This is a genomic window from Thermomonas sp., assembly GCF_035369645.1.
Taxonomy (GTDB): domain Bacteria; phylum Pseudomonadota; class Gammaproteobacteria; order Xanthomonadales; family Xanthomonadaceae; genus Thermomonas.
Genome location: NZ_DAOOUM010000020.1, coordinates 19,295 through 40,022, shown reverse-complemented (window position 1 = coordinate 40,022; position 20,728 = coordinate 19,295). Strand labels below are relative to the sequence as shown.

Genomic DNA, 20,728 nt, shown 5'->3' with positions numbered 1-20,728 from the left:
AGGAACGCCGCGCCGGCCAGCGGGGTGTAGGTGTCGGCCCCCACCACGCGTTGCAGCGGCTTGCCGCCAAAACCCGCCTCGGTAATCGCGGTGATCACGCCTTCGCCAATGCCGGCGCTGAAACGGCCTTCGTCGACGATGAGGATGCGCGCGCATTCACCGGCGTGCTTGGCGATCGCGGCGTGGTTCAGCGGTACCAGCCAGCGCAGGTCGACCACGCGCACCTTCCAGCCGTGCTGGGCTTCAATCTGCCGCGCCGCGCGCAGGCTCATCGGCATGCCATTGCCGTAGCTGAAGATCACACAATCGGTGGCATCGGCGTTGTAGACGCGCTCCTCGCCCAAGGTCAGGGCTTGATCGGGTGCTGGATACTCGGTCAACCACTGGCCATCGCCGGCTTCGTACAGATCCTTGGTCATGTACAGCGCGATCGGTTCGAGCAGCGCACACACGCGGCCATCGACCTTGGCCAGCGCGGCCAGCGTGCGCAGCATCATCGCCGCGTCATCGCCACGCGAGGGGCAACCGACCACCAGACCGGGAATATCGCGCAGCGCGGTGACCGAGTTGTCGTTGTGAAAGTGCCCACCGAAACCGCGCTGGTAGCCGAGGCCGGCGATGCGCACCAGCATCGGATTGGCATATTGGTTATTGCTGAAGAACTGCAGCGAACACGCTTCGCCACGCAGCTGATCAATCGCGTTGTGCAGATACGCCAGATATTGGATTTCCGGTATCGGCAGCATGCCCACATTGGCAAAACCCTGCGCCATGCCCAGGATCATGGTTTCGTCCAACAAGGTGTTGAACACGCGCTTGTTGCCAAAGGCCTTGTGCAGGCCCTTGGTGACGGTGTACACGCCGCCCTTTTGCGCCACGTCCTCACCGAACAGCAAGGTCTCGGGATACTTGGCAAACAGGTCGTGCAGCGCTTGATTGATCTGGATGGCCAGATGCTTGGGGACTTGCTTCTCCGGCAGCTTGTCTTCACTGCCGAAAGCCTTGATGCGCGCCTCCAGCGACGGCATCCGCACCGCTTCCGCGGCCACCTTGTCCGGCGTGTACGGTGCCAGTGGCGCCATCACGTGCTCGAGTGTTTCGATGCGCGGACGGCGGTCGGCGTCTTCGGCGGCGGCGAAGCATTTGCGGCGGGTGTCCTCGTACAAGGCGAGGATGTCATCCTTGCTCATCGCGCCCGATTCCAGCGCGATCGCCGCGCTGCGCAGCAAGGGGTCGGCGGCTTCCACCGCGCACAGTTCTTCAAAACTGCGCCATTCGATTTCGAAATCGGTGCCGGCGTGACCCATGATGCGGTTGGTACGCAGGTGCAGGAAGGTCGGACGACGCGTCTGCCGGCAGTGCTCCACCGCGCGCAGCACATCGCCATAGCCGGCGGCCAGGTCCAAACCATCGGCAAAGAAGTAGTCGAGGTCGGGGCGGTTCTTGAAGTTTTCCGCAATCCAACCGCCCGGCGTTTTGACCGAGATGCCGATGCCGTTGTCCTCGCACACGTACAACACCGGCGCGGGCAGTTTTTGATAGGCCGTCCACGAGGCGGCATTGAATGCGGTCTGTGCCGTTGCGTGATTGCTGGAGGCATCGCCGAAACTGCAAATGGCGATGCTGTCATCGGGAATCGGCAGCGCATGCCCAATCCGCTTGGCGGCCTCGATGGCCACTGCCGTGCCCAATGCCTTGGGCAGGTGCGAGGCAATCGTCGAAGTCTGTGGCAGCACCCACAAGGGCTTGCTGCCCCACACTTTATGGCGGCCACCGCTGGCCGGGTCTTCGGCGCTGGCGGCAAAGCTCAGCGCTGAATCCATGATTGGATCCATGCCCGGCAGCTTGCGGAAGCGTTCGGCCATGAAACCGCCGCTGCGGTAGTGCAAAAACGCCGGGTCGGTATGCCGCGCCGCCCGCGCCACCATTGCATTGCCTTCGTGGCCGGAAGAACCAATGGTGTAGAAGACCTTGTTCTGCACCCGCAACACCCGCGCCATCAAGTCCAGATGGCGCGAGATCAGCTGCGATTCGAACAACTCGCGAAAGCCCTGCGCGTTGAGCGCGCTGCCGTCGAGAATGGCCTCACCGGGAGCCGGCTTTGGAAGTGGCGACCCCGTCCAATTCTTTACGAACTCGCTGAAATTGACGTCGCAGATTTCGGCGCGGTTCAAGCCCTTCATGCGGGCGGGAATGGGATTGGGAACGGTGTTGAACATGGCACTTGTCTCGGTATGGCGGATCGCGGCCCGCCGTGATGTCGTGGTGTCGTGATGATCAGGTCGCGGTGGACGGCTGGCGTCGTTCCAGCCATTGCACACGGGTCTGGCCCCAGACCTCGATCACTACGTCCTCGAACGGCGGCAGCAGCTTGCCCGGGCCTTTCAGCGTCGGGCCGAAGTCCATGCCCCGGTTCCCCTTCAGGTCAGAACGCGTTGATACCGGTCAGCTCACGGCCAATCACCAGCTGATGCACGGTTTCGGTACCCTCATAGGTGATCACCGATTCCAGATTCAGCGCATGGCGAATGGCGGCGTGCTCGGTGGTGATGCCGGCAGCGCCCAGCAAATCGCGGCACTCGCGGGCGATATCAATCGCCATGCGGCAGTTGTTCCACTTCGCCAATGACACTTGCTGCGGCACCATGGTGCCGGCGTCTTTCAGGCGGCCCAATTGCAGCACTAGCAGTTGCGCTGTGGTGATGCGGCGGGCCATGTCGGCCAGCTTGAGCTGGGCGCTTTGGGTGGCGGCCACCGGGCGGTCGAACAAGATGCGTTCTTTCGAATAATTCAGCGCTTCATCCAGGCAGGCAATCGCCGCACCCACCGGGCCCCAGGTGATGCCGTAGCGGGCTTGGGTCAGGCAGCCCAGCGGGCCTTTCAAGCCCTTCACATTGGGCAGGCGGCTGCTGTCCGGCACACGCACATTGTCGAAGAACAGCGCGCTCGTCACCGAGGCGCGCAGGCTCATCTTGTGCTTGATCTCCTGCGCGCTGAAACCGGGCATGCCCTTTTCCAGCAGGAAGCCTTGAATACCGTCGTCGGTCTGTGCCCACACGATCGCGATGTCGGCGAGGTTGCCGTTGGTGATCCACATCTTGCTGCCATTGATCACCCAGTCATCGCCGTCGCGCTTGGCGTGGGTCTTCATGTTGGCCGGGTCGGAGCCGCCGTGCGGCTCGGTCAGGCCGAAGCAGCCGATGACCTTGCCCGCCGCCATGTCCGGCAGCCAGCGCAGGCGCTGCTCTTCGGAACCGTAGGCGTAGATGGGATACATGCACAGCGAGCTTTGCACGCTGACAAAACTACGAATGCCGCTATCACCGCGTTCTAATTCCTGACAAATCAGGCCGTAGCTGACGCCATTCAAACCCGCGCAACCGTATTTCTCCGGCAGCGAGCTTCCCAGCAGGCCCAGCTCGGCGATTTCCGGCACCAATTCCTTCGGAAAGCGGCCTTGGTCGAAGGCCTCGCCGATGATCGGGATCACGCGTTCGTCGGTGAAGCGCGCCACGGTGTCTTGCACCGCGCGCTCCTCTTCACTCAACAAGGAACGGACATCGAACAAGTCATAAGGATGCAAGGCCATGGCGTTATGGATAAATTCGGACGATCCGCCATTGTAAGCGTGCATGCCGCACAACCGATACCTGCGTTATGCGTAAAAAAGGCCGGCAAAAAGCCGGCCTTTTGAGTAAATCCTCGCAATTCGTCAGCGCGTCACCCTGCCGTCTACAGCCGCGGTTTGGGTAACCACTTGGCCATCGATCACCGGTAGCTGGCGGCCCGGCTTTTGATCCATGCGCAGCGTATGGTTTTGACCATTTAGCCGGTAGGTCACGTCGTAGCCTACGATTTTTCTGTCATCACCCAAAGCAATGCGACTGCCGGGCTTTTTGTCGGTGCGCATCTGCCCGGTGCTGCCATCGGGGTTGCGATAGGTCACATTCCAAGCCACGGTGCGCGAACGGGTGGACGTATTGTTGACGGTATGGCATTGCCGCTCGGTGCGGTCCACCACTCTGCCGCCCACATGGCGCTTGTCGATTTCATGACCGATAAAGCCGCCGCCCACCGCGCCGGCCAGGGTTGCTGCCTTGCGACCGTTGCCACGCCCCACTTGGTTGCCCACCAAGCCACCAATCAGCGCACCGGCCACGGTACCGCCCACATTGCCATCGCGCTCGGGCAGGCGTTCTTGCACGACTACGTCATTGCACACTTGCTGGGGGGTATCCATGGTGCTGGACTCGCGCACGGGATCGCTGCCAATCACGCTGGCATACAGCGGCTCGCGTCGGGTCACCGGCTGGACATCGAGGACATCGGCGTAGGCCACGCCCAACGCTGCCGGCGTGGCGATGGCGCTGCTGGCGGGCATCGGCTCGATGGCTTGTGTGGGTTGTTGCGTGGGCGCGACAGCCAGTGGCTGCGGCACCGGCGCGGGGGCTTGATGGCTGCGTGTATTCATGAAACCGGCGGTGGCCACGCCCCCCACCAACAACGCGGCCAAGGCAACGGCAAGGGTATTGTTCTTCATGCTGTCGATTCCTCTAGAGATCCCCTGATCCGGTTTGGATTTCAGCATGTTCAATCTGAATCGACACCCCACAAATTCGGCCAGCGCACGCCCTCCGTATGCTCGCATTCAGAAATATCGAAGCGGTTGCCCGCAGGGGCCGATCGCCGTCGCTATTCCAGATCGCCGGCATCGCCCTCACGCATGCCCACATTGCTGGGCGCAGCGTCGTAGATGGCGTGGTCGAGCATGCCGGTTTCTTTCGCCACCAGTACCGGCACCAACACCTGCCCGGTGACATTGGTCATCGTGCGCATCATGTCCAACACGCGGTCGATGGCGTACAGATAACCGATGGTCTCCAGCGGCAGGCCCGCCGCAGACAACACCACGGTGGCCATGATCACCGCCGTGCCCGGCACCCCAGCGGTACCAAAACTGCCCAATACCGAGGCCAGCGCGATAATCAGATATTGCGAGAGCGACAACTCGATCCCGGCATATTGCGAAATAAACACCGCTGCCAATGCCGGATAAATGGCACCGCACCCATCCATTTTGATGGTGGCACCCAGCGGCACCGCGAACGCGGCGTAATCTTTATCCACACCCAAATTGTGGGTGGCACTGCGCAGCGATACCGGCAGTGCGGCAAAACTGCTGGAGGCCACAAAGCCCACTTCCATCGCCGGCGCAGCGCCCCGGAAAAATTTCAACGGGTTCAGCCCATGCGCCAACAACAAGCCGCTATACACCACCGTGATGTGGAAGGCGCAGGCGGCATACAGCGCCACCACAAACATCAGCAACGGCCTTAGCTGGTCAAAGCCATAGCCGCCCACCAAGGCCGCAATCAAACCAAAGGTGCCAAATGGGGTGAACTCCAACACGTAGCGGGTGACCTGAATCATCACCTCGCTGGCCTCGCCCACCAGCTTGCGCACGCCGGCCACTTTTTCACCCAGCTTGACCATCGCAAAGCCCACCAGGCCCGCGAAAAAGATCACCTGCAACACGGTACCATTGCGCGGCACCAGTACTTTGGTGCCATCGTGCAATTCTGCCTGCGCCGCACCACCCAAGGCTTGAAACGGGTTGGCCGGCACCAGATTCATCAACATATCCAACGCGCCCGGCACATCCTTGGGGGTGTAGTCCGACGCAATTTTCAAGGTGCCAACACCGGCCCCCGGATGCAACAACCAGCCAAACGCCAGACCCACGCCCACTGCCAATACGGCGGTCAGTGCAAACCACAAGAAGGTGCGCCCAGCCAAGGCGGCGATGGATTTTTGCCCGCTCAGTGAGGCCACGGCATTGATCACCGCAAAAAACACCAATGGCACCGCGATCATCTTGATCAAGGTGACGTACAGATCCCCCAAGGGGCTGAACCAGACCTCGGCATTGGGCCCAAATGCCCAGCCTGCCAGTGCGCCCAACACGAAGCCTGCGGCCACGCGCTTCCAAAACTTGATGCGAAACCACCAATCCAACATGCGGGCCATCCGGTAAAAACCTGCGCAAACGATACCCGAGCGCCGCCCCTTGCGTTAGCGCCATGTCTGCAACACTGCGGCCGCAGTGCCGGGTGATAATGGTGGGATGACATCATCAATACGCGCTGCCCACACCCTGCCGCTGGCCCTGTGCTTCGCCCTTGCCGCCTGCGCCAGCAACCCTGTCAACCCAGTATCTGCACGCGCCGTGGAAACCCCGGTGCCTACCGTGGCCCATCCCGCCGGTGAAACCCCCGCGTGGTGGTATCGCGACGGCGCTGCGCAAGCCGCGCAACGTGGTGCCATGGCCGGGCGCGCCAAAAATGTCATCGTGTTTTTGGGTGATGGCATGAGCCTGACCACGGTGGCCGCCGCACGCATCTTGGAGGGACAGCGCAAGGGCAGCAGTGGCGAAGAGAACCGGCTGAGTTTTGAAACCTTCCCGGCCACCGCGTTCAGCAAGACCTATAACACCGACTCACAAGTGCCCGATTCGGCCGGCACCATGAGCGCCATAACCACCGGCGTGAAAACCCATATGGGCGCAATCGGTGTGACTGCCGGTACTCGCAACGATTGCAAAGACAGCCTGGGCAAGCACGCACAAACCTGGCTGGAACTGGCCGATACCGCCGGTCTTGCCACCGGCGTGGTGACCACCGCACGCATCACCCATGCCACCCCGGCTGCCACCTATGCGCATGTCCCCAACCGCAACTGGGAAAACGATGCCGCACTGCCGGCACAAGCAGTGACCGATGGCTGCAAGGACATCGCCCTGCAATTGATCGAGGCCACCCGCAATGGGCATGGCCCATCCATCGTGCTGGGCGGTGGGCGCAAAGAGTTTTTGACCAACGCCGAAAGCGCCCCCCAGCAGCCGGACAAAAAAGGCCTGCGCCGCGATGGCCGCGATTTAATTAGCGAATGGAAGCAAGCCCACCCGCACGGTGCGTATGTCGAAACTGCTGCGCAACTGGCCGTCAGCAGCAAGGCCGCACAGGTATTGGGGCTATTCAATGACGACCACATGCGGTTCGATTTTGATCGCAAGGCCGCCGCCGCAACCGAACCGAGCCTGGCCGAGATGACCCGCACCGCCATCACCCATCTTGCACGCAGCCCGCAGGGCTATGTGCTGATGGTGGAAGGCGCAAAAATCGACATGGCCCACCACGAAGGCAATGCATTTCGCGCACTGGACGAAACGATTGCGTTTTCCGATGCGGTGCGGGTGGCGATGCAAGCGACCTCCGCCGATGACACCTTGATCGTGGTCACCGCTGACCATTCGCACACCCTCAATTTTGTTGGTTACCCCACCCGTGGCAACCCGATCTTGGGCAAGGTGCGCGGGCGCAATAGCTTTGATGGGCAGCCCGGCGACCTTGCCAAAGATCTGGGCGGCCAGCCGTACACCACCCTCAGTTATGCCAACGGCCCCGGCAATACCAGTGCCACCGACGTGCAACCCGCCGGTGCCAAACACCACCCTCATTGGCCGAAAAAAATCCTCGCGCCGGCCACGGCGCGCCCCGACCTGAGCGGTATCGACACCACCGACCCTGAGTACATGCAAGAAGCCTTGGTACCGCTGTCCAGCGAAAGCCACGGCGGTGAGGATGTGGGCGTGTGGGCACGCGGCCCCGGCAGCGATGCGGTGCGCGGCTCGCTGGAGCAAAACGCGCTGTACCACATCATCGTGCAGGCCACCCCACGCCTGCGTGCGGCACTATGCAGCAAGGGTTTGTGCGATGCCCACGGGGTGCCGGTGACATTACCAACATTGGATGTGGTCCAGCCTTAACTCACATCTCAGATGCGCTTGCACAGCACCATCAAAACGGTTTGGCCAAGACCAACCACACAATCATCACCAATAGCGGCAACGGCAATTCATTGAACCAACGCAGCGCGCGTGCCGAGGGCAGTGGCGTGCCAGTGGCGGCACGTTTCAACATGCGCCCACTGACGATGTAGTAGGCCAACAGCAGCACCACCAACAGTAACTTGGCGTGCAGCCAGCCACCGGCCACATGGAAGTGCAGCCACAGCAGCAACCCCAACATCAACGTGATGGCAAACATCACATGCCCGAAGCGATACAACCGCTGCCCCATCAAGAACAATCGCTCACGCACCGCCGGCGCATCCCCGGCTTCGGCGATATTGACGAGGATGCGCGGCAGGTAGAACACCGCCGCCATCCATGCGATTACAAATACCAGATGCAACGTTTTGACAAGTAAATAGGCCATCGGGCTGCTCTTGATCGTCATCCCCGTGCAGACAGGGATCCAGACTTTGATTCTGACATGCGCCATCATCAAACCAGAAACGGCCAACGCCATTGGGCTCCCATCGATACGGGAGTGACCGGCCTTTCATGCCAACCAAATGTTGAGATATACGATGAGCAAACATTACGACCGCGCCTATTTCGACCAGTGGTACCGCACCGGCGGCATCGGCGGTGCGGCACGACTGGCGCGCAAGGTGGCGCTGGCCGTAGCCACCGCCGAATACCATTTGGAACGCCCCATCCGCAGCGTGCTGGACATCGGCTGCGGTGAAGGTGCATGGCGCGCGCCCTTGCTGAAGCTGCGTCCAAAGCTTGCCTATCTGGGCTTCGATAGCAGCGACTACGCCATCGCCCGCCATGGCCGCGCACGCAATCTGCATTGGGCACGGTTTGCCGATTTTGAACACTTGCGCCCGTGCGCGCCGGTGGACCTGCTGATCTGTAGCGATGTGCTGCATTACTTGGACACCCGCGAACTCGATCGCGGCCTGCCGGCCTTGGCCGAGCTCTGCGCTGGGGTTGCCTTCATTGAAGTCTTTACCCGTGGTGATGGCGCGGTGGGCGACGAGGACGCCTTCAAACAGCGCAATGCGGCGTTCTACCGCGAACGCCTGCGCGGGTTGGGCCTGCACCCGCTGGGTTCGCATTGCTGGTTGTCGCCGTCACGGGTTGCCCTGGCCACCGCACTGGAACTTCCCGGCTAATCTTGCAAAGCGTGCGCCGAGTCACAAGAGCACGCCGACATTACGTTATGCTGCATCGCCGCAATCGGGACTTCACCACCTCATGATGCTCTACCAATGGCATGAATTCTGGCGCGCCAGCCTTGCGCCCTGTACCTATTGGGCCGATGCTGGTGCCAAGATGTTTTCCAGTCACGAAAGCTGGCTGACAAGTCTGCCCGGCGCGCAGCGCACGGCGGCGGCGTATGAATTGCTGTATCGGTTGGGCAAAGACTACGAGAAACCCGAGTTCGGCATCCACCAGATCGAGGTGGAAGGCCTGGCCATTCCGGTGGTGGAGCGCGTGGTGCTGGAGAAGCCATTTTGTCGGCTGCTGCGCTTCAAGCGTTATCACGATCAAGCCGACGGTTTGGCGCGGATGAAGGATGACCCCACAGTTCTGGTGGTTGCGCCGTTGTCTGGGCATCACGCCACCTTGTTGCGCGACACCGTGCGCACGCTATTGGCCGACCACAAGGTCTACATCACCGATTGGACCGACGCACGCATGGTGCCGGTGGCGCAAGGCGCGTTCACGCTGGACGACTACATCGCCTATGTGCAGGACTTCATCCGTCATATCGGCACGGACAATTTGCATGTGATCAGCGTGTGCCAACCCACCGTGCCGGTGTTGGCCGCTATTTCACTGATGGCCGCGCGCGGTGAAGCCCTGCCATGCTCGATGACGATGATGGGCGGCCCCATCGACACCCGCCAGTCGCCGACTGCGGTCAACAATTTGGCCACCCGGCAACCGCTGTGGTGGTTTGAAAACAACGTTATCCATACCGTGCCTGCCAACTACCCGGGTGCTGGCCGCCGCGTGTATCCGGGCTTCTTGCAGCACATGGGATTTGTGGCGATGAACCCCGAGCGCCACGGCCAATCGCATTGGGATTTTTATCAAGACTTGCTCAAGGGCGATCTCAGCTCGGCGCAGTCGCATCGCAAGTTTTATGACGAATACAACGCGGTGCTGGACATGCCGGCCGAGTATTACCTCGACACTATCCGCACTGTCTTCCAAGACCACCTGCTGCCGCGCGGGCTGTGGGATGTGGCCGGCGAGCGGGTGGACCCCTCGAAAATCCAAACCTGCGCACTGCTCACCGTGGAAGGCGAGCTGGATGATATTTCCGGCCAGGGCCAAACCCGCGCCGCGCATGATGTGTGTACCGGCATCCCGGCGCGGCATCGCAAACATCTCACTGCACAAGGTGCCGGCCATTACGGCATCTTCAGTGGTCGTCGTTGGCGCACCGAAGTGTATCCGCAGGTGCGTGCGTTCATTGCGGCGCATACAGGTGCGGCAACCGGCTAGACTCCGGGTTTGACCACCGGAGCTCCCCTTATGCGTCATCGATTGCTTGTCGTTGCGCTTGCCACCGCCGTCACCCTGCCTGCGCTTGCGGCAACGCCTGCGCAACCACCCAAGCAAAAAACCGCACAAGCCATCATCGACGCCGCGCCCGCCAGTGCGTGGCGTGATTTAGACCCGGCCAACACGCTGTACATGGAGTTGGCCAGTGGTCGCGTGATCATCGAGCTGGCCCCCGGTTTTGCGCCCCAGCATGTGGCCAATATCAAAACCATGGCCAAGGGTGGATTTTGGGATGGCCTGAACATCTACCGTTCGCAAGACAATTTTGTGGTGCAGTTTGGTGACCCGGATGGCGAAGAAGCCGGCAAAGCCAAGCCCTACCCCGCTGGCACGCAAACCCATCTACCCGCAGAATTTACCCGCAGCGACAAAGGCGTGCGCTTTGACCGGCTAAAAGATATGGATGGTTGGGCACCGCAAGTGGGGTTTGTCGATGGCTTTCCGGCAGGCCGCAACCCCAAGACCGGCAAGGTCTGGATGACGCATTGTTATGGTGCCCTGGGTGCTGGCCGTAATAACGCCCCCGATAGCAGCATCGGTGCAGAACTTTATGTGGTGACCGGGCAATCCCCGCGTGCGCTGGACCATCAATTGACCGTGGTCGGGCGGGTGGTGAAAGGCATGGAACTGCTCAGTGTGATCCCGCGTGGCCCGGCACCCATGGGTTTTTACACCGACCCCAAACTGCGCACACCGATTGTTGCCATCAAACTGGCCAGCGACGTACCCGAAGCGCAACGCACCCGGCTGCAATTATTGCGTACCGATAGCCAAGCCTTTATTGACGCCACCGAAGTGCGGCGCAACCGCAAGGATGATTTCTACACCCAACCGCCGGGGCATATTGACTTGTGCAATGTCAGCCTGCCGGTACGGGAAGTACCGGCGAAGCCCTGAGTCAGCAAGCGCTTCACCCGTCATCCTGCGTTTGCCCGTCATCCCCGCCTTCCCGGGGATGACGAACAACAAAGCACTCGGGCCTTGGTCAGCGTTGCCTTAGGTCAAAAATCCTTACTAAACCGCACGCCCAGCGTGCGCGGCTGTGCGATCACGGTATACGGCTCGTGGCCACAGGTCAGCGCCGCGCATTGGGCGAAGCGGCTCATCTGCGCACGTTCGTTGAGTGCGTTCTTCAAGAACACATCAATCGACCAACTGTCCTTGCGCCAGCCGGCGGAAAGATCCAGCAAGGTGTAGGCATCCAGATAGCCCAACAAGCCGGTTTCGGCGTTACGCATATCCACCCGACGCTTGCCCGCATGTGACAAAGATGCCTGCCAATACGCTTCGCCCGAACCTAAATCGAAGGTGTAGCGGGCATTCAAGTTCCCCTTGAAGCGAGGCGTGATGGGTAGCTGGGTGCCCGCCGGTGCCTGTGGCCCGGTTACCACATTGCCCTTGGGGTCCAAAGTGCCGGCAGGGCACACGGTTTCCGGTTTGCCATCTGGCCGCAGCCAACCGCAGAAGTTTTCGGTCAATTTGGCGTCATACCAAGCAAAGCCGGCATTGATCTGCAAGTTGTAGCTGGCCGCCCAGGTCAAGTCCAACTCCAAGCCATCAATCTTGGCTTGGTTGGCATTGCGGATTTCGGTCAGGCCGTTCTGCCCCAAATACGAGAACTGGAAATCCTTCCAATTTTCACGAAACAGCGCACCGTTGAAGGTCAGGGTATCGCCGGCCCATGAGGTTTTCCAACCCAGCTCATAATTGGTCAAGAAGTCCGACACATACGGCGGCAAGGTGCCGCGACGATTGATGCCGCCGGGGCGGAAGCCTTGTGACCACGTGGCGTACACCAATTTTTTATCGTCGATTTTCCACGTGGCATTGAGGCGATACGTGGCGTCGCTTTCCTTCACCCCTTTGTCCACCACCACGCACGGCGCACCTTCAAACGACACCCAGTTGGACTTGGCCCCGTATTGCGCATAGCAGCCAGCCTCACCATAACGATCCACCGGATCCAGACTGCTACCGGACGAATAGCCATTGGCAAACCCGAAGTAGCCCTTCAGACTGTTGCTGGTCTTGAACCAGCGGCCACCGGCGGTCAATTCCAGCTTGTCGGTGGCATCAAAACTCACCTGCCCAAACACTGCCTGATCGCGATCTTTGCGCTCTTGCTGGGTCAGCCAAATGGTATTGGGCCAACCGCTGACCGACAGCACATCGGCCAGATTGTCGATGCGGTAGCGCTGATGGATTTGGTGCTCTTGCTGCTGCCAGAACACCCCCGCCACCACCCGCACGCGGTTGTCCTGCGGCGACGCGATACGCAGTTCGTGACTGGTGCGCCGGTAGCCATCGGTGGCTTGGATGTATTGCGATGGATTGACCAGCGCGCCGCTGTTGTCATAGAAATACGCACCGTAACCGGCCAGCGCGTCATACCAATAACCGTAATCGCTGTAGTCGGATTCAGAATCGACATCGCGCTTGAGATGCGAGAACACATAGGTCAAATCGAAATTACCGATCTTGCCCTCTACCGTCATCGCCGCCTGCCACCAACGATCATCCGAAGACTCGGGGTGGAAATGCTTGACCGCCATGTCACTGCGGGAGGCGTCGTAGCCCGCCGCCGCACTCCCCACCATGGGGTCGATGCCGGCGCTGCCATAGGCCTTTTGCTTTTGCGCAATCAGTTGCGGGGTGATGGTCCAGCGATCATTGATATCGAAACGCAGCGCGCCACGGATACCGGCGGTATCGGCGGTGTTGTAGTTTTTTTCGGCCAAATTCGCGTTATCGGCCACGATGTGCGAGGTGGGATAGGTACGGGTGCCGTGCAGATTGTCCACATAGCCGGCGTCATGTTTTTGCCAGCCCACCAAGCGCACCGCACTGCCGCTATTGATGGGCAGGTTGACGAAGCCTTCCAACACATGCCCGATGCCGCCACCATCAATAGCATTCAACTCGGTGGCAAAACCTGCCGAAAATCCAGACGGGTCGGGCTTTTTGGTGATGATGCGCACCGTGCCGGCCTGCGAGCTAGCGCCATACAAAGTCCCTTGCGGGCCGGCCAGCGCCTCGACGCGGTCGATGTCATACATGTGGATATCGAGCGCACCCTGGATGGTGGTGATGGGCTGCTCGTCCAAATACATGCCCACGCTGGGCTGCGAACCGGAGTGATTGCCATCGCCACCACTGGCCACGCCGCGCATATACACCTGCACAAAGCCCGGCCCCGAGAACACCCCGCCGCCGGCGGTGCCGTAGCTCAGGCTGGGGATCATCTTGGCGTAATCATTGAAGCTCAGGACGTTGTGCTGCTCCAGCTGCTCGCTGCCCAATACCTGCAAGCTGATTGGCACCTTTTGCAGGTTCTCCTCGCGCTTTTGCGCAGTCACCGTGACCGCGCCCAGCGTGCGCGTGTCTTTGTCCTTGCCCGCCTCTTTGCTCACCTGCTTGGCCGCAGGCGCGGGGCTGGCGGTTTGCGCCCATACCGGCGCGGCAAACACCAACGCCACCGCAGCGGCCAACGGAATTTTGCGTAACTGCTTGTATTTAGTTGCTTGCATCACGGACTCCCCTCCGAATCACCACGGTTGTTGTTATTGGTTCAACATTGTTGATTTACGCATATTTAACTAAAAACCGGCAATCCCACCCGCTTGCGGCAGCTGTGCGTGCGCCAAAACCGGCCCCAAGGCCTGCTGCAGCGGCCCCAGCCACGGCGCAAACCGTTGCCATTGCTGCAACCCTTCGCGGTAGATCGGCCGGCGCACCTGTTCTGAGCTGGCGGTACGCACGGCGCGGGTGTTCTCAAAAAACCGCAGGCACTGCGGGTCAAATGCAAGCCCGCAGTAGTCCAGCAACGCCCGCACCTGGGCCTCGGTATCGGTCACCATGTCTTCATAGAGGACGCGATGGATGCGGCCTGGCAGCACCGCATCAAAATGCGCCATCAATGCCACGTAGTCGGCGTAGTAATGCCCCATGTCGGCAAGGTCATAACTGAACGCTTGCCCGCGGGCAAAGTGTTGTTTGAAATTGGAAAAACAGCAGGCCATTGGATGCCGGCGTGCGTCGATGATTTTTGCGTTCGGCAAGATCAGTTGAATCAGCCCCACATGCGCAAAATTGTTTGGCATCTTGTCGATGAAAAACGGTTTGCCTGCATGCCGTTGTGACTGCGTGCGTCGCAGGTAGTCTTCACCCAAAGCGGTCAATGCCGCCGCATCCAAGCCCGCCAGTACATCGTGATAGGCGGTGGTCTCCGGGTTGCCATCGCGCTGACGCAACTCGCGGGTGATGGCAATGATGGCCGGCAACTCCATCGTGCCTTCAACCTGCGGGTGGCTGGACAGAATTTGCTCGATCAACGTAGAGCCAGCACGCGGCATACCCACCACAAAAATCGGGTCGCACGCCGCGCTGCCGCTGCCAGCTCGCGCGGCAAAGAACTCCGGGGTGTAGGTCTGCATCGCGCGTACGCAGCGGGCATGGTTCAAGGCGGCGTCATACGGCAATTGCCGACGCCGCAGGGCATTGCCGCGCGCATAGTGCGCAAACGCAGCGGCATCGGCACCGGCATCTTCTTGCGCCTTGCCAAGTGCGAATTCGAAATGCAGTCGCGCATCATCATCCAGATCATCTCGCTGCAATTGCGCCTGCATTACCGTGATGTCATCGGCATCAAAACGCACGGTTTTGAGGTTGGCCAAACTCCACCATGCCCCACCAAAGCCGGGATTGATGGCCAGCGCGCGCCGATAGGCAGCCACCGCGTCGGCGGTGCGATTGGCGGTTTTCAGCGCATGCCCATAACCCAACCAAACTTGCCACTGCTCGGGCAATTTCGCGAGTACGCCTTCGTAAGCGGCAATGGCATCATCAAACGCACCTAATTTCCCTAGCACCACCGCGCGCAAGTTGTGCAGGCCTTGGTTGTCGGGGTCACGCGCCAATAAATAATCGATGTCGGCCAAGGCTTCAGCATGTTGATTGCCGCGATTGCGCAGCATTGCCAAATTTTGCCGCGCGGCATCGAAGCTGGGTGCGCGCTGCACGACCTGTTCCAGTATGGCAATCGCCTCGTCATTGCGGCCCAAGCGCGCGGCCAATTCGGCCAGCATGCGCAGCGCGGCAACATCGCTAGGCTGGCGCTGCAGACGTGCACGCAGGCGAGTTTCGGCGTCGGGTAAGTGTCCTTGTGCAAGCGCATCGGCGGCCTGCATCAATTCTGTGCTGTGCGCGCTGTGCCGCACAGATTGCAGATACGCAGCGTCTGCAGCGTCCTCATCACCCTGCGCAAAATACGCATCCGCCAGTGCTAACCATGCGCCAATTGCTGCTGGCTGCGCTTGCACCAAGGGCCGCAAAATGGCTATCGCTTGCGCATAGTCCTGCTGCGCATTGGCGGCCAGCCCTTGCACCAATAGCGCGCCCGGATGCCCGGGCACACTGGTCAGAATTTCCTGCGCTTGCTGCGCGGCCAACGCTGGCTGGGTTGCCAGCAATTGCAGCGCATGCGCCAACGCCGCGTTCACGCTGGCACTGGTCGTGGTCATGCCTTGTTTCCCCTTACCGTGACCATCGGCATGTTGCCACGCCTGCGGGCATCGCACACTGTAGAGACCTTGTGACCGCCATCGACGTCTCTCATGCACAGCTCACGCCTTTGCCTTGTTCTATCCCCGCTGCTGGCCCTGCTCTGGCAACCCACTTGGGCTAAAACCCCCGCGCCAGCCACGGCAACTGCGGTATCGACGGGAAGTTGCAATACGATTCCGCTAGCCGGGCGAGACGCCGGTGCCGTGCGGGAATCCAGCGCCGCGCAGGCTTGGGGCGGTGCCCGCACCGGCAACGAAGCCAGTTTGTCCGACCGCGTGGTGCGCTATGCCATCGACGCCGAGCTTGACCCAGTCAAGCACACGCTGACCGGCAAGCAGCAATTGACCTGGCGCAACCGCAGCAATCAGCCGGTGTGCAGCATTTATTTGCACATGTATTTGAATGGTTTCGATGGGCCAGGCAGCACCTTCATGACCGAGCAACGCGCCAGTGCCGGCGGGTTTCGCAGCAATGTTGCCACCCACGATGGCGAATACGGCTATATCCGTTTGGATAAAGTCGTTCAGGGCGGCGCGGCGGCAACATGGACCTTTGTGCAGCCTGACAACGGCCCCAAAACCGATCGCAGTGTGGTGCGTATCGACTTGCCGCAACCGGTGGCCGCCGGTGCCAGCACCACGCTGGACATTGCCTTTTTCGACCAACTGCCGCGCGTGGTGGCGCGCACCGGTTACTACGGCAGCTTCCACTTGGTTGGCCAGTGGTTTCCGAAGATTGGCGTGCTAGAACTCCCCGGCGAACGCGGTGCCACCGCGCCGCGCTGGAACGCCCACGAATTCCACCTGCACAGCGAGTTCTATGCCGATTACGGCAGCTACGACGTGCGCATCACCGTGCCCAAGGATTACATCGTGGGTGCTACCGGCCAGTTGCAGGGCTCACCGACAGAAAAGGCCGGAAAAACCACGCATCGCTATGTGCAAGACGACGTGCACGATTTTGCCTGGACCGCCGACAAACGCTACGCCAAGCCGCTGATCAAGACTTGGCATGGCCCGCTGGGCCCGGTGGAAGTGAAGGTGCTTTACCACCCCGAATACACCAGCAATGCCGAGCCGGTGGCGCAAGCCACGATTGACTCGCTGGCGTATTTTTCAAAGACGCTAGGTGCCTACCCATACAAGACCGTGACCGCCGTGGTGCCGCCGTATGGCGCCAAAGAAGCCGGTGGAATGGAGTACCCCACCTTTTTTACCGCCGACAACACCTCGACGGTGACACCGGGCAGCATCAACCGCTTCATGCTGGATTTTGTCACCGTGCACGAGTTTGGTCACGGCTATTTCTACGGCATCCTTGGCTCCAACGAATTTGAAGAACCCATGCTCGATGAGGGCATGAATGAGTACTGGGATCAGCGCATGATGACCGTGCGCAAGCAGGACATCGCGCTGACCATCCCGTGGCTGAAGGCGCTTGGTATTGGCACCCAGATCACGCCGTTCGAGATGGAACGAATGAGCGCCAACTTGTCCGACCCCGCCGACCCACTGGGCCTGAACTCGTGGGTGCGCCTGTCCGACGGCAGCTACGGCACGGTGTATTCGCGCACCGCCACGGCGATGCGGCAGATTCAGGCGCAAGTGGGCAACGCCGCAATGGATCGGGCGATGCAGCTGTATTACGAGCGTTGGAAATTCCGTCACCCCGGTCTTGCCGACCTGCGCGATGCCCTAGCCGAAGGCACCGGCAAGCCCGACATCGTGCATACGGCATTCAATGCCTATATCTATGGCACCGGTAAAACCGACGACCGCATCAGCAGCATGAGCAGCCACGAAGTACTGCCCTTGCCCGGCTACCACGCCTACCAAGGCAAGCAAGTGCTGGTGGGCAGTCAACAGATCGACAAGGCCATCGAAAAACTCCGCAAGGCATGGAAGGACAAACACCCGAAAGCCCAACATGGCGAGGGCGCATTTCCCTATCGCACCGTTGTGGTGGTGCGCCGTGATGTGGTGAAGCCGCCACAAACCCTGCGTATCCAATTTGCCGATGGCAGCCACCGCGATTATCCGGTGACCTCGCAACAGAGCTGGCAGCGCTTTGAATTGGTCACCCGCAGCAGGGCGGTGTCGGCACACCTGGACCCCGACAACCTGCTGCGGATGGATGCCAACAAACTCAATGATAGCTACAGCATCGAAACCAAACCGCAGGCCTCACGTCGCTGGTTTGCCGACGTCACCGCGCTGCTGCAAGCCTTCTTCGCCCTGCTGGCCACCGTCTGAGAGCCCACCATGAACATGACGTCTCGCCCGCTGCGCACCCGTACCGCCCTACCCCGCGCCTTGGCCGCCGCCCTGCAATGGCGGTTGCTACTGCTATGGGTGCTGTTCACTTTGCTATGCGCCTTGATTGCCAGCCTGCCGATGTGGAGCTGGCTGAGTGCGCAGCTGGATCATTCACTGCATGCCACCGAAATCGCCAGCGGCCAAGCCCCTACCCTGCTGCTGGATGCCCTGATGACCCCCGATACCGCTTTGAACGTGCTGGGTGCCAATGTGCGCACGGCCGGTTTTTTGCTGGTGTTGATCTCGCCACTGTTGACTGCGGCAACCGTGGTTGCAGCGCGTAGCCGCAGCGCTCTTGGGTTTGGCGATCTGCTGCGCGGCAGCATGGGCGAATACGGCCCGATGCTACGGCTATTGCTGTGGTCGGTGCTGCCTTTGGGTGTCGCGGTCGCGGCAATGGCCGTGGGCTTTGGCATCAACGACAAATTGCATGAACACGCCATCCTAGCCGCGGACCTGGACACCGGCAATCACGTTGTCTTCGGGATTGGGGCGCTATTATTGGTACTGGCGCACGCTGGGCTGGAAGCCGGTCGTGGTTGGCTGGCTGCCGATGCGCGCTTGCGTTCAGCCATCAAGGCGTGGTGGCGCGGCATGCAGCTGCTGTGCAAACGCCCGGTTGCAGTACTGGCCGCGTATCTCATCCCGACCCTGTGCAGTCTACTGACGGCGGTGTTGTTGCTGGCGCTGCGCCAGCATTTGGAAGGTGGCAACTTCTTCAATTTTGCGCTGGGGCTGCTACTGGGCTGCGCGATTGCCGCTGCTTTGGCATGGGGCAAAGTGGCGCGGCTGTTCCTGTTCCGCGCCTTGGCCGAGGATGCTCACAACCGCCGCTGACCTATTTGGGACACGTTGTCCTATCGACCCGACTGCCGTTCACTGTAATATGCAGCAGCAGTCCATACGGGGAACAAGGACGTGGCCATTTTCGATTTATTCAAACGCAAGCGCCCGGCGGAGACGCCACACATCGGCTCGCCCTCGGCTCGCCCACGCAACACCGACGCCGAGGCGCTTGCTGCGGAAGTAAACGAGCCACACACGGGCCGCGAGCGGCGTGACGGCGAACGTCGCAATGCCAAACCCGGCACCCGGATCCTGGTGATCGACGACTCCCCCACCATTGTGGCGTTGCTCAAACGCATGTTGCAGCAGAACCACTACGACGTCCTCGTCGCCTATGACGGCGAGACCGGTATCGAAGTGGCGCGCCGCGAGGTGCCGGGTTTGATTTTTCTCGACATCGTGCTACCCGGCGTGGATGGATTCAATGTCCTGCGTACCCTGCGCCGCGATCCGGCCACCAAAAACGTGCCCATCATCATGATCAGTGGCAACGCACAGGCCACCGAACAGTTCTACGTGCAGCGCATCGGTGCCGATGACTTCATGAAAAAGCCATTCTCGCGCCCGGAAGTGTTCAGCCGCATTAGTTCTGTGCTGGATGAAAACGGCGTGCCGCGCCACGTCAGCCGCCACGGTGCGCGTGCCGATGCTACCAAGCCAGCCATAACGCCCTGAATCACACCAACATGCCAATGAAAAAGGGGCCGCTTGGCCCCTTTTTCGTGATGCAACCGCTTGCTAATGGTTATTGCGGTGACACATCCACGCGCACGCGGATGCGGTCACCCGGGTTGTAGCTCATGCGCCGGGTATAGCGGCGGCCGTTGTATTCGTAAGTCACATCGTAAGCACTGGCACTGGCATTGCCATAGTTGCCCGAATAACTGCTGGAATACCCATCACGCACCGGCTCCGGCTCGCAAACCCGCACATTGCCGCCCTGCACATAGCGGTTGCGCTGGTTCTGTTCGTAAATTCCACGCCCGGCCATGCCGCCCAGCATCGACCCCACCGCCGTGGCCGCATAGGTACCACTGCCGCCGCCAATCTTGCTGCCCAACACCGCACCCACAATTCCGCCGGCAATGGTGGCTACGTTGCGTCCCGCTTCGCTACCTTGGCCACGGCCACTGTAGTTGTTATCACTACCAGTGCCGTAATAACCATTACCGCCATACCCGTTGCCGTAAGCACCATTGCCGCGATAGTTGCCATCGTTTTCGTAATAACCCGCAGTGCTGCGGTCATAACAACGGCGGCCACTGGAGGATGTGCTGCTGTAGTACTGGCTGTCCAAGACCGGATCGACGCGCACCACCTGGGCGTAGTCGTAATACGTGCCGTTATCGCTACTGCTGTAATCGCCGCCGCTTTGGTAACCGTCATACCCCGATTGCGCCAGTGCGCTACCGCTGGCGCTGGCCATACCCAATACAAACAACCCGGCAAACAGTTTCGTAGTAAGGCGCTTCATGGTGGTTTCCCCGTCGCCGGGAGTCAGGTGGCCGGCGTATGCAAACACTGCAACTGTACGCTTGACGCGAAGCTGAATGGAGCCGGCCTGCGCAAAATCGTTTAG

16 protein-coding genes are annotated in these 20,728 nt (G+C 60.6%); 7 read left to right on the top strand and 9 right to left on the bottom strand.

Going from position 1 to position 20,728, the window contains the following annotated elements; all coding sequences use genetic code 11:
- From PK789_RS05630 to PK789_RS05610, 5 genes are all read right to left on the bottom strand, one after another.
- Nucleotides 1–2,219: thiamine pyrophosphate-dependent enzyme (locus tag PK789_RS05630; protein ID WP_324307620.1), on the bottom strand; the 2,219-nt coding region annotated here is incomplete at its 3' end.
- Between the two features lie 58 nt (nucleotides 2,220–2,277).
- On the bottom strand, nucleotides 2,278–2,406 hold the full coding sequence (locus PK789_RS05625; protein WP_324307619.1) for a hypothetical protein: 129 nt from the start codon (nucleotides 2,404–2,406) through the stop codon (nucleotides 2,278–2,280).
- Nucleotides 2,407–2,425: 19 nt separating this feature from the next.
- A complete protein-coding gene (locus PK789_RS05620) occupies nucleotides 2,426–3,589 on the bottom strand; it encodes an acyl-CoA dehydrogenase family protein (protein WP_324307617.1) in 1,164 nt (387 codons plus the stop codon).
- Nucleotides 3,590–3,712: 123 nt separating this feature from the next.
- On the bottom strand, nucleotides 3,713–4,540 hold the full coding sequence (locus PK789_RS05615; protein WP_324307623.1) for a glycine zipper 2TM domain-containing protein: 828 nt from the start codon (nucleotides 4,538–4,540) through the stop codon (nucleotides 3,713–3,715).
- 152 nt (nucleotides 4,541–4,692) lie between these two features.
- Nucleotides 4,693–6,027 (bottom strand): dicarboxylate/amino acid:cation symporter, encoded by a 1,335-nt coding sequence (locus PK789_RS05610; RefSeq protein WP_324307616.1) that lies wholly within the window; start codon nucleotides 6,025–6,027, stop codon nucleotides 4,693–4,695.
- A gap of 97 nt (nucleotides 6,028–6,124) precedes the next feature.
- On the opposite strand from PK789_RS05610, the gene PK789_RS05605 reads away from it, so the two are divergent.
- Nucleotides 6,125–7,825 carry an alkaline phosphatase gene (locus tag PK789_RS05605; RefSeq protein ID WP_324307614.1) on the top strand — a complete coding sequence of 567 codons (1,701 nt, stop codon included), beginning with the start codon at nucleotides 6,125–6,127 and terminating at the stop codon, nucleotides 7,823–7,825.
- A gap of 31 nt (nucleotides 7,826–7,856) precedes the next feature.
- On the opposite strand, the gene PK789_RS05600 is transcribed toward PK789_RS05605, so the two are convergent.
- Nucleotides 7,857–8,276, bottom strand: a complete 420-nt coding sequence (locus PK789_RS05600) for a HemJ family protein (protein ID WP_324307613.1) — start codon at nucleotides 8,274–8,276, stop codon at nucleotides 7,857–7,859.
- A 154-nt stretch (nucleotides 8,277–8,430) separates the two neighbouring features.
- Between PK789_RS05600 and PK789_RS05595 the strand changes: the two genes are divergently transcribed.
- The 3 genes from PK789_RS05595 to PK789_RS05585 all read left to right on the top strand — a co-directional run bounded on the left by PK789_RS05595 (nucleotide 8,431) and on the right by PK789_RS05585 (nucleotide 11,323).
- Entirely contained in the window at nucleotides 8,431–9,024 is a 594-nt protein-coding gene (locus PK789_RS05595) for a class I SAM-dependent DNA methyltransferase (RefSeq protein ID WP_324307611.1), read from the top strand.
- Between the two features lie 85 nt (nucleotides 9,025–9,109).
- Complete coding sequence (locus PK789_RS05590; protein ID WP_324307621.1) at nucleotides 9,110–10,366, top strand: polyhydroxyalkanoate depolymerase; 1,257 nt, start codon at nucleotides 9,110–9,112, stop codon at nucleotides 10,364–10,366.
- A gap of 30 nt (nucleotides 10,367–10,396) precedes the next feature.
- A complete protein-coding gene (locus PK789_RS05585) occupies nucleotides 10,397–11,323 on the top strand; it encodes a peptidylprolyl isomerase (protein ID WP_324307609.1) in 927 nt (308 codons plus the stop codon).
- Nucleotides 11,324–11,427: 104 nt separating this feature from the next.
- Here the strand turns inward: PK789_RS05585 and PK789_RS05580 are convergent, their stop codons facing one another.
- Nucleotides 11,428–13,953 carry a TonB-dependent receptor gene (locus PK789_RS05580; protein WP_324307607.1) on the bottom strand — a complete coding sequence of 842 codons (2,526 nt, stop codon included), beginning with the start codon at nucleotides 13,951–13,953 and terminating at the stop codon, nucleotides 11,428–11,430.
- Nucleotides 13,954–14,022: 69 nt separating this feature from the next.
- Nucleotides 14,023–15,945 carry a tetratricopeptide repeat-containing sulfotransferase family protein gene (locus PK789_RS05575; RefSeq protein ID WP_324307606.1) on the bottom strand — a complete coding sequence of 641 codons (1,923 nt, stop codon included), beginning with the start codon at nucleotides 15,943–15,945 and terminating at the stop codon, nucleotides 14,023–14,025.
- Between the two features lie 246 nt (nucleotides 15,946–16,191).
- Between PK789_RS05575 and PK789_RS05570 the strand changes: the two genes are divergently transcribed.
- The 3 genes from PK789_RS05570 to PK789_RS05560 all read left to right on the top strand — a co-directional run bounded on the left by PK789_RS05570 (nucleotide 16,192) and on the right by PK789_RS05560 (nucleotide 19,824).
- Nucleotides 16,192–18,240 carry a M1 family metallopeptidase gene (locus PK789_RS05570; protein ID WP_324307605.1) on the top strand — a complete coding sequence of 683 codons (2,049 nt, stop codon included), beginning with the start codon at nucleotides 16,192–16,194 and terminating at the stop codon, nucleotides 18,238–18,240.
- A gap of 15 nt (nucleotides 18,241–18,255) precedes the next feature.
- Entirely contained in the window at nucleotides 18,256–19,140 is an 885-nt protein-coding gene (locus PK789_RS05565) for a hypothetical protein (RefSeq protein WP_324307603.1), read from the top strand.
- A gap of 81 nt (nucleotides 19,141–19,221) precedes the next feature.
- Nucleotides 19,222–19,824: a response regulator gene (locus tag PK789_RS05560; RefSeq protein WP_324307602.1), complete on the top strand. Its 603-nt coding sequence runs from the start codon at nucleotides 19,222–19,224 to the stop codon at nucleotides 19,822–19,824.
- A 70-nt stretch (nucleotides 19,825–19,894) separates the two neighbouring features.
- On the opposite strand, the gene PK789_RS05555 is transcribed toward PK789_RS05560, so the two are convergent.
- Nucleotides 19,895–20,623, bottom strand: coding sequence for a glycine zipper 2TM domain-containing protein (locus PK789_RS05555; RefSeq protein WP_324307601.1), 729 nt, complete (start codon nucleotides 20,621–20,623; stop codon nucleotides 19,895–19,897).
- Between the last annotated feature and the right edge of the window lie 105 nt (nucleotides 20,624–20,728).

Excerpts from the sequence above, each read along its gene's own strand:
- PK789_RS05555 (WP_324307601.1), bottom strand. The coding sequence starts at position 20,623 with ATGAAGCGCCTTACTACGAAACTGTTTGCCGGGTTGTTTGTATTGGGT.
- PK789_RS05625 (WP_324307619.1), bottom strand. The coding sequence starts at position 2,406 with ATGGACTTCGGCCCGACGCTGAAAGGCCCGGGCAAGCTGCTGCCGCCG.
- PK789_RS05620 (WP_324307617.1), bottom strand. The coding sequence starts at position 3,589 with ATGGCCTTGCATCCTTATGACTTGTTCGATGTCCGTTCCTTGTTGAGT.
- PK789_RS05615 (WP_324307623.1), bottom strand. The coding sequence starts at position 4,540 with ATGAAGAACAATACCCTTGCCGTTGCCTTGGCCGCGTTGTTGGTGGGG.
- PK789_RS05575 (WP_324307606.1), bottom strand. The coding sequence starts at position 15,945 with ATGACCACGACCAGTGCCAGCGTGAACGCGGCGTTGGCGCATGCGCTG.
- PK789_RS05580 (WP_324307607.1), bottom strand. The coding sequence starts at position 13,953 with ATGCAAGCAACTAAATACAAGCAGTTACGCAAAATTCCGTTGGCCGCT.
- PK789_RS05590 (WP_324307621.1), top strand. The coding sequence starts at position 9,110 with ATGCTCTACCAATGGCATGAATTCTGGCGCGCCAGCCTTGCGCCCTGT.
- PK789_RS05610 (WP_324307616.1), bottom strand. The coding sequence starts at position 6,027 with ATGGCCCGCATGTTGGATTGGTGGTTTCGCATCAAGTTTTGGAAGCGC.
- PK789_RS05585 (WP_324307609.1), top strand. The coding sequence starts at position 10,397 with ATGCGTCATCGATTGCTTGTCGTTGCGCTTGCCACCGCCGTCACCCTG.
- PK789_RS05565 (WP_324307603.1), top strand. The coding sequence starts at position 18,256 with ATGACGTCTCGCCCGCTGCGCACCCGTACCGCCCTACCCCGCGCCTTG.
- PK789_RS05595 (WP_324307611.1), top strand. The coding sequence starts at position 8,431 with ATGAGCAAACATTACGACCGCGCCTATTTCGACCAGTGGTACCGCACC.
- PK789_RS05605 (WP_324307614.1), top strand. The coding sequence starts at position 6,125 with ATGACATCATCAATACGCGCTGCCCACACCCTGCCGCTGGCCCTGTGC.
- PK789_RS05600 (WP_324307613.1), bottom strand. The coding sequence starts at position 8,276 with ATGGCCTATTTACTTGTCAAAACGTTGCATCTGGTATTTGTAATCGCA.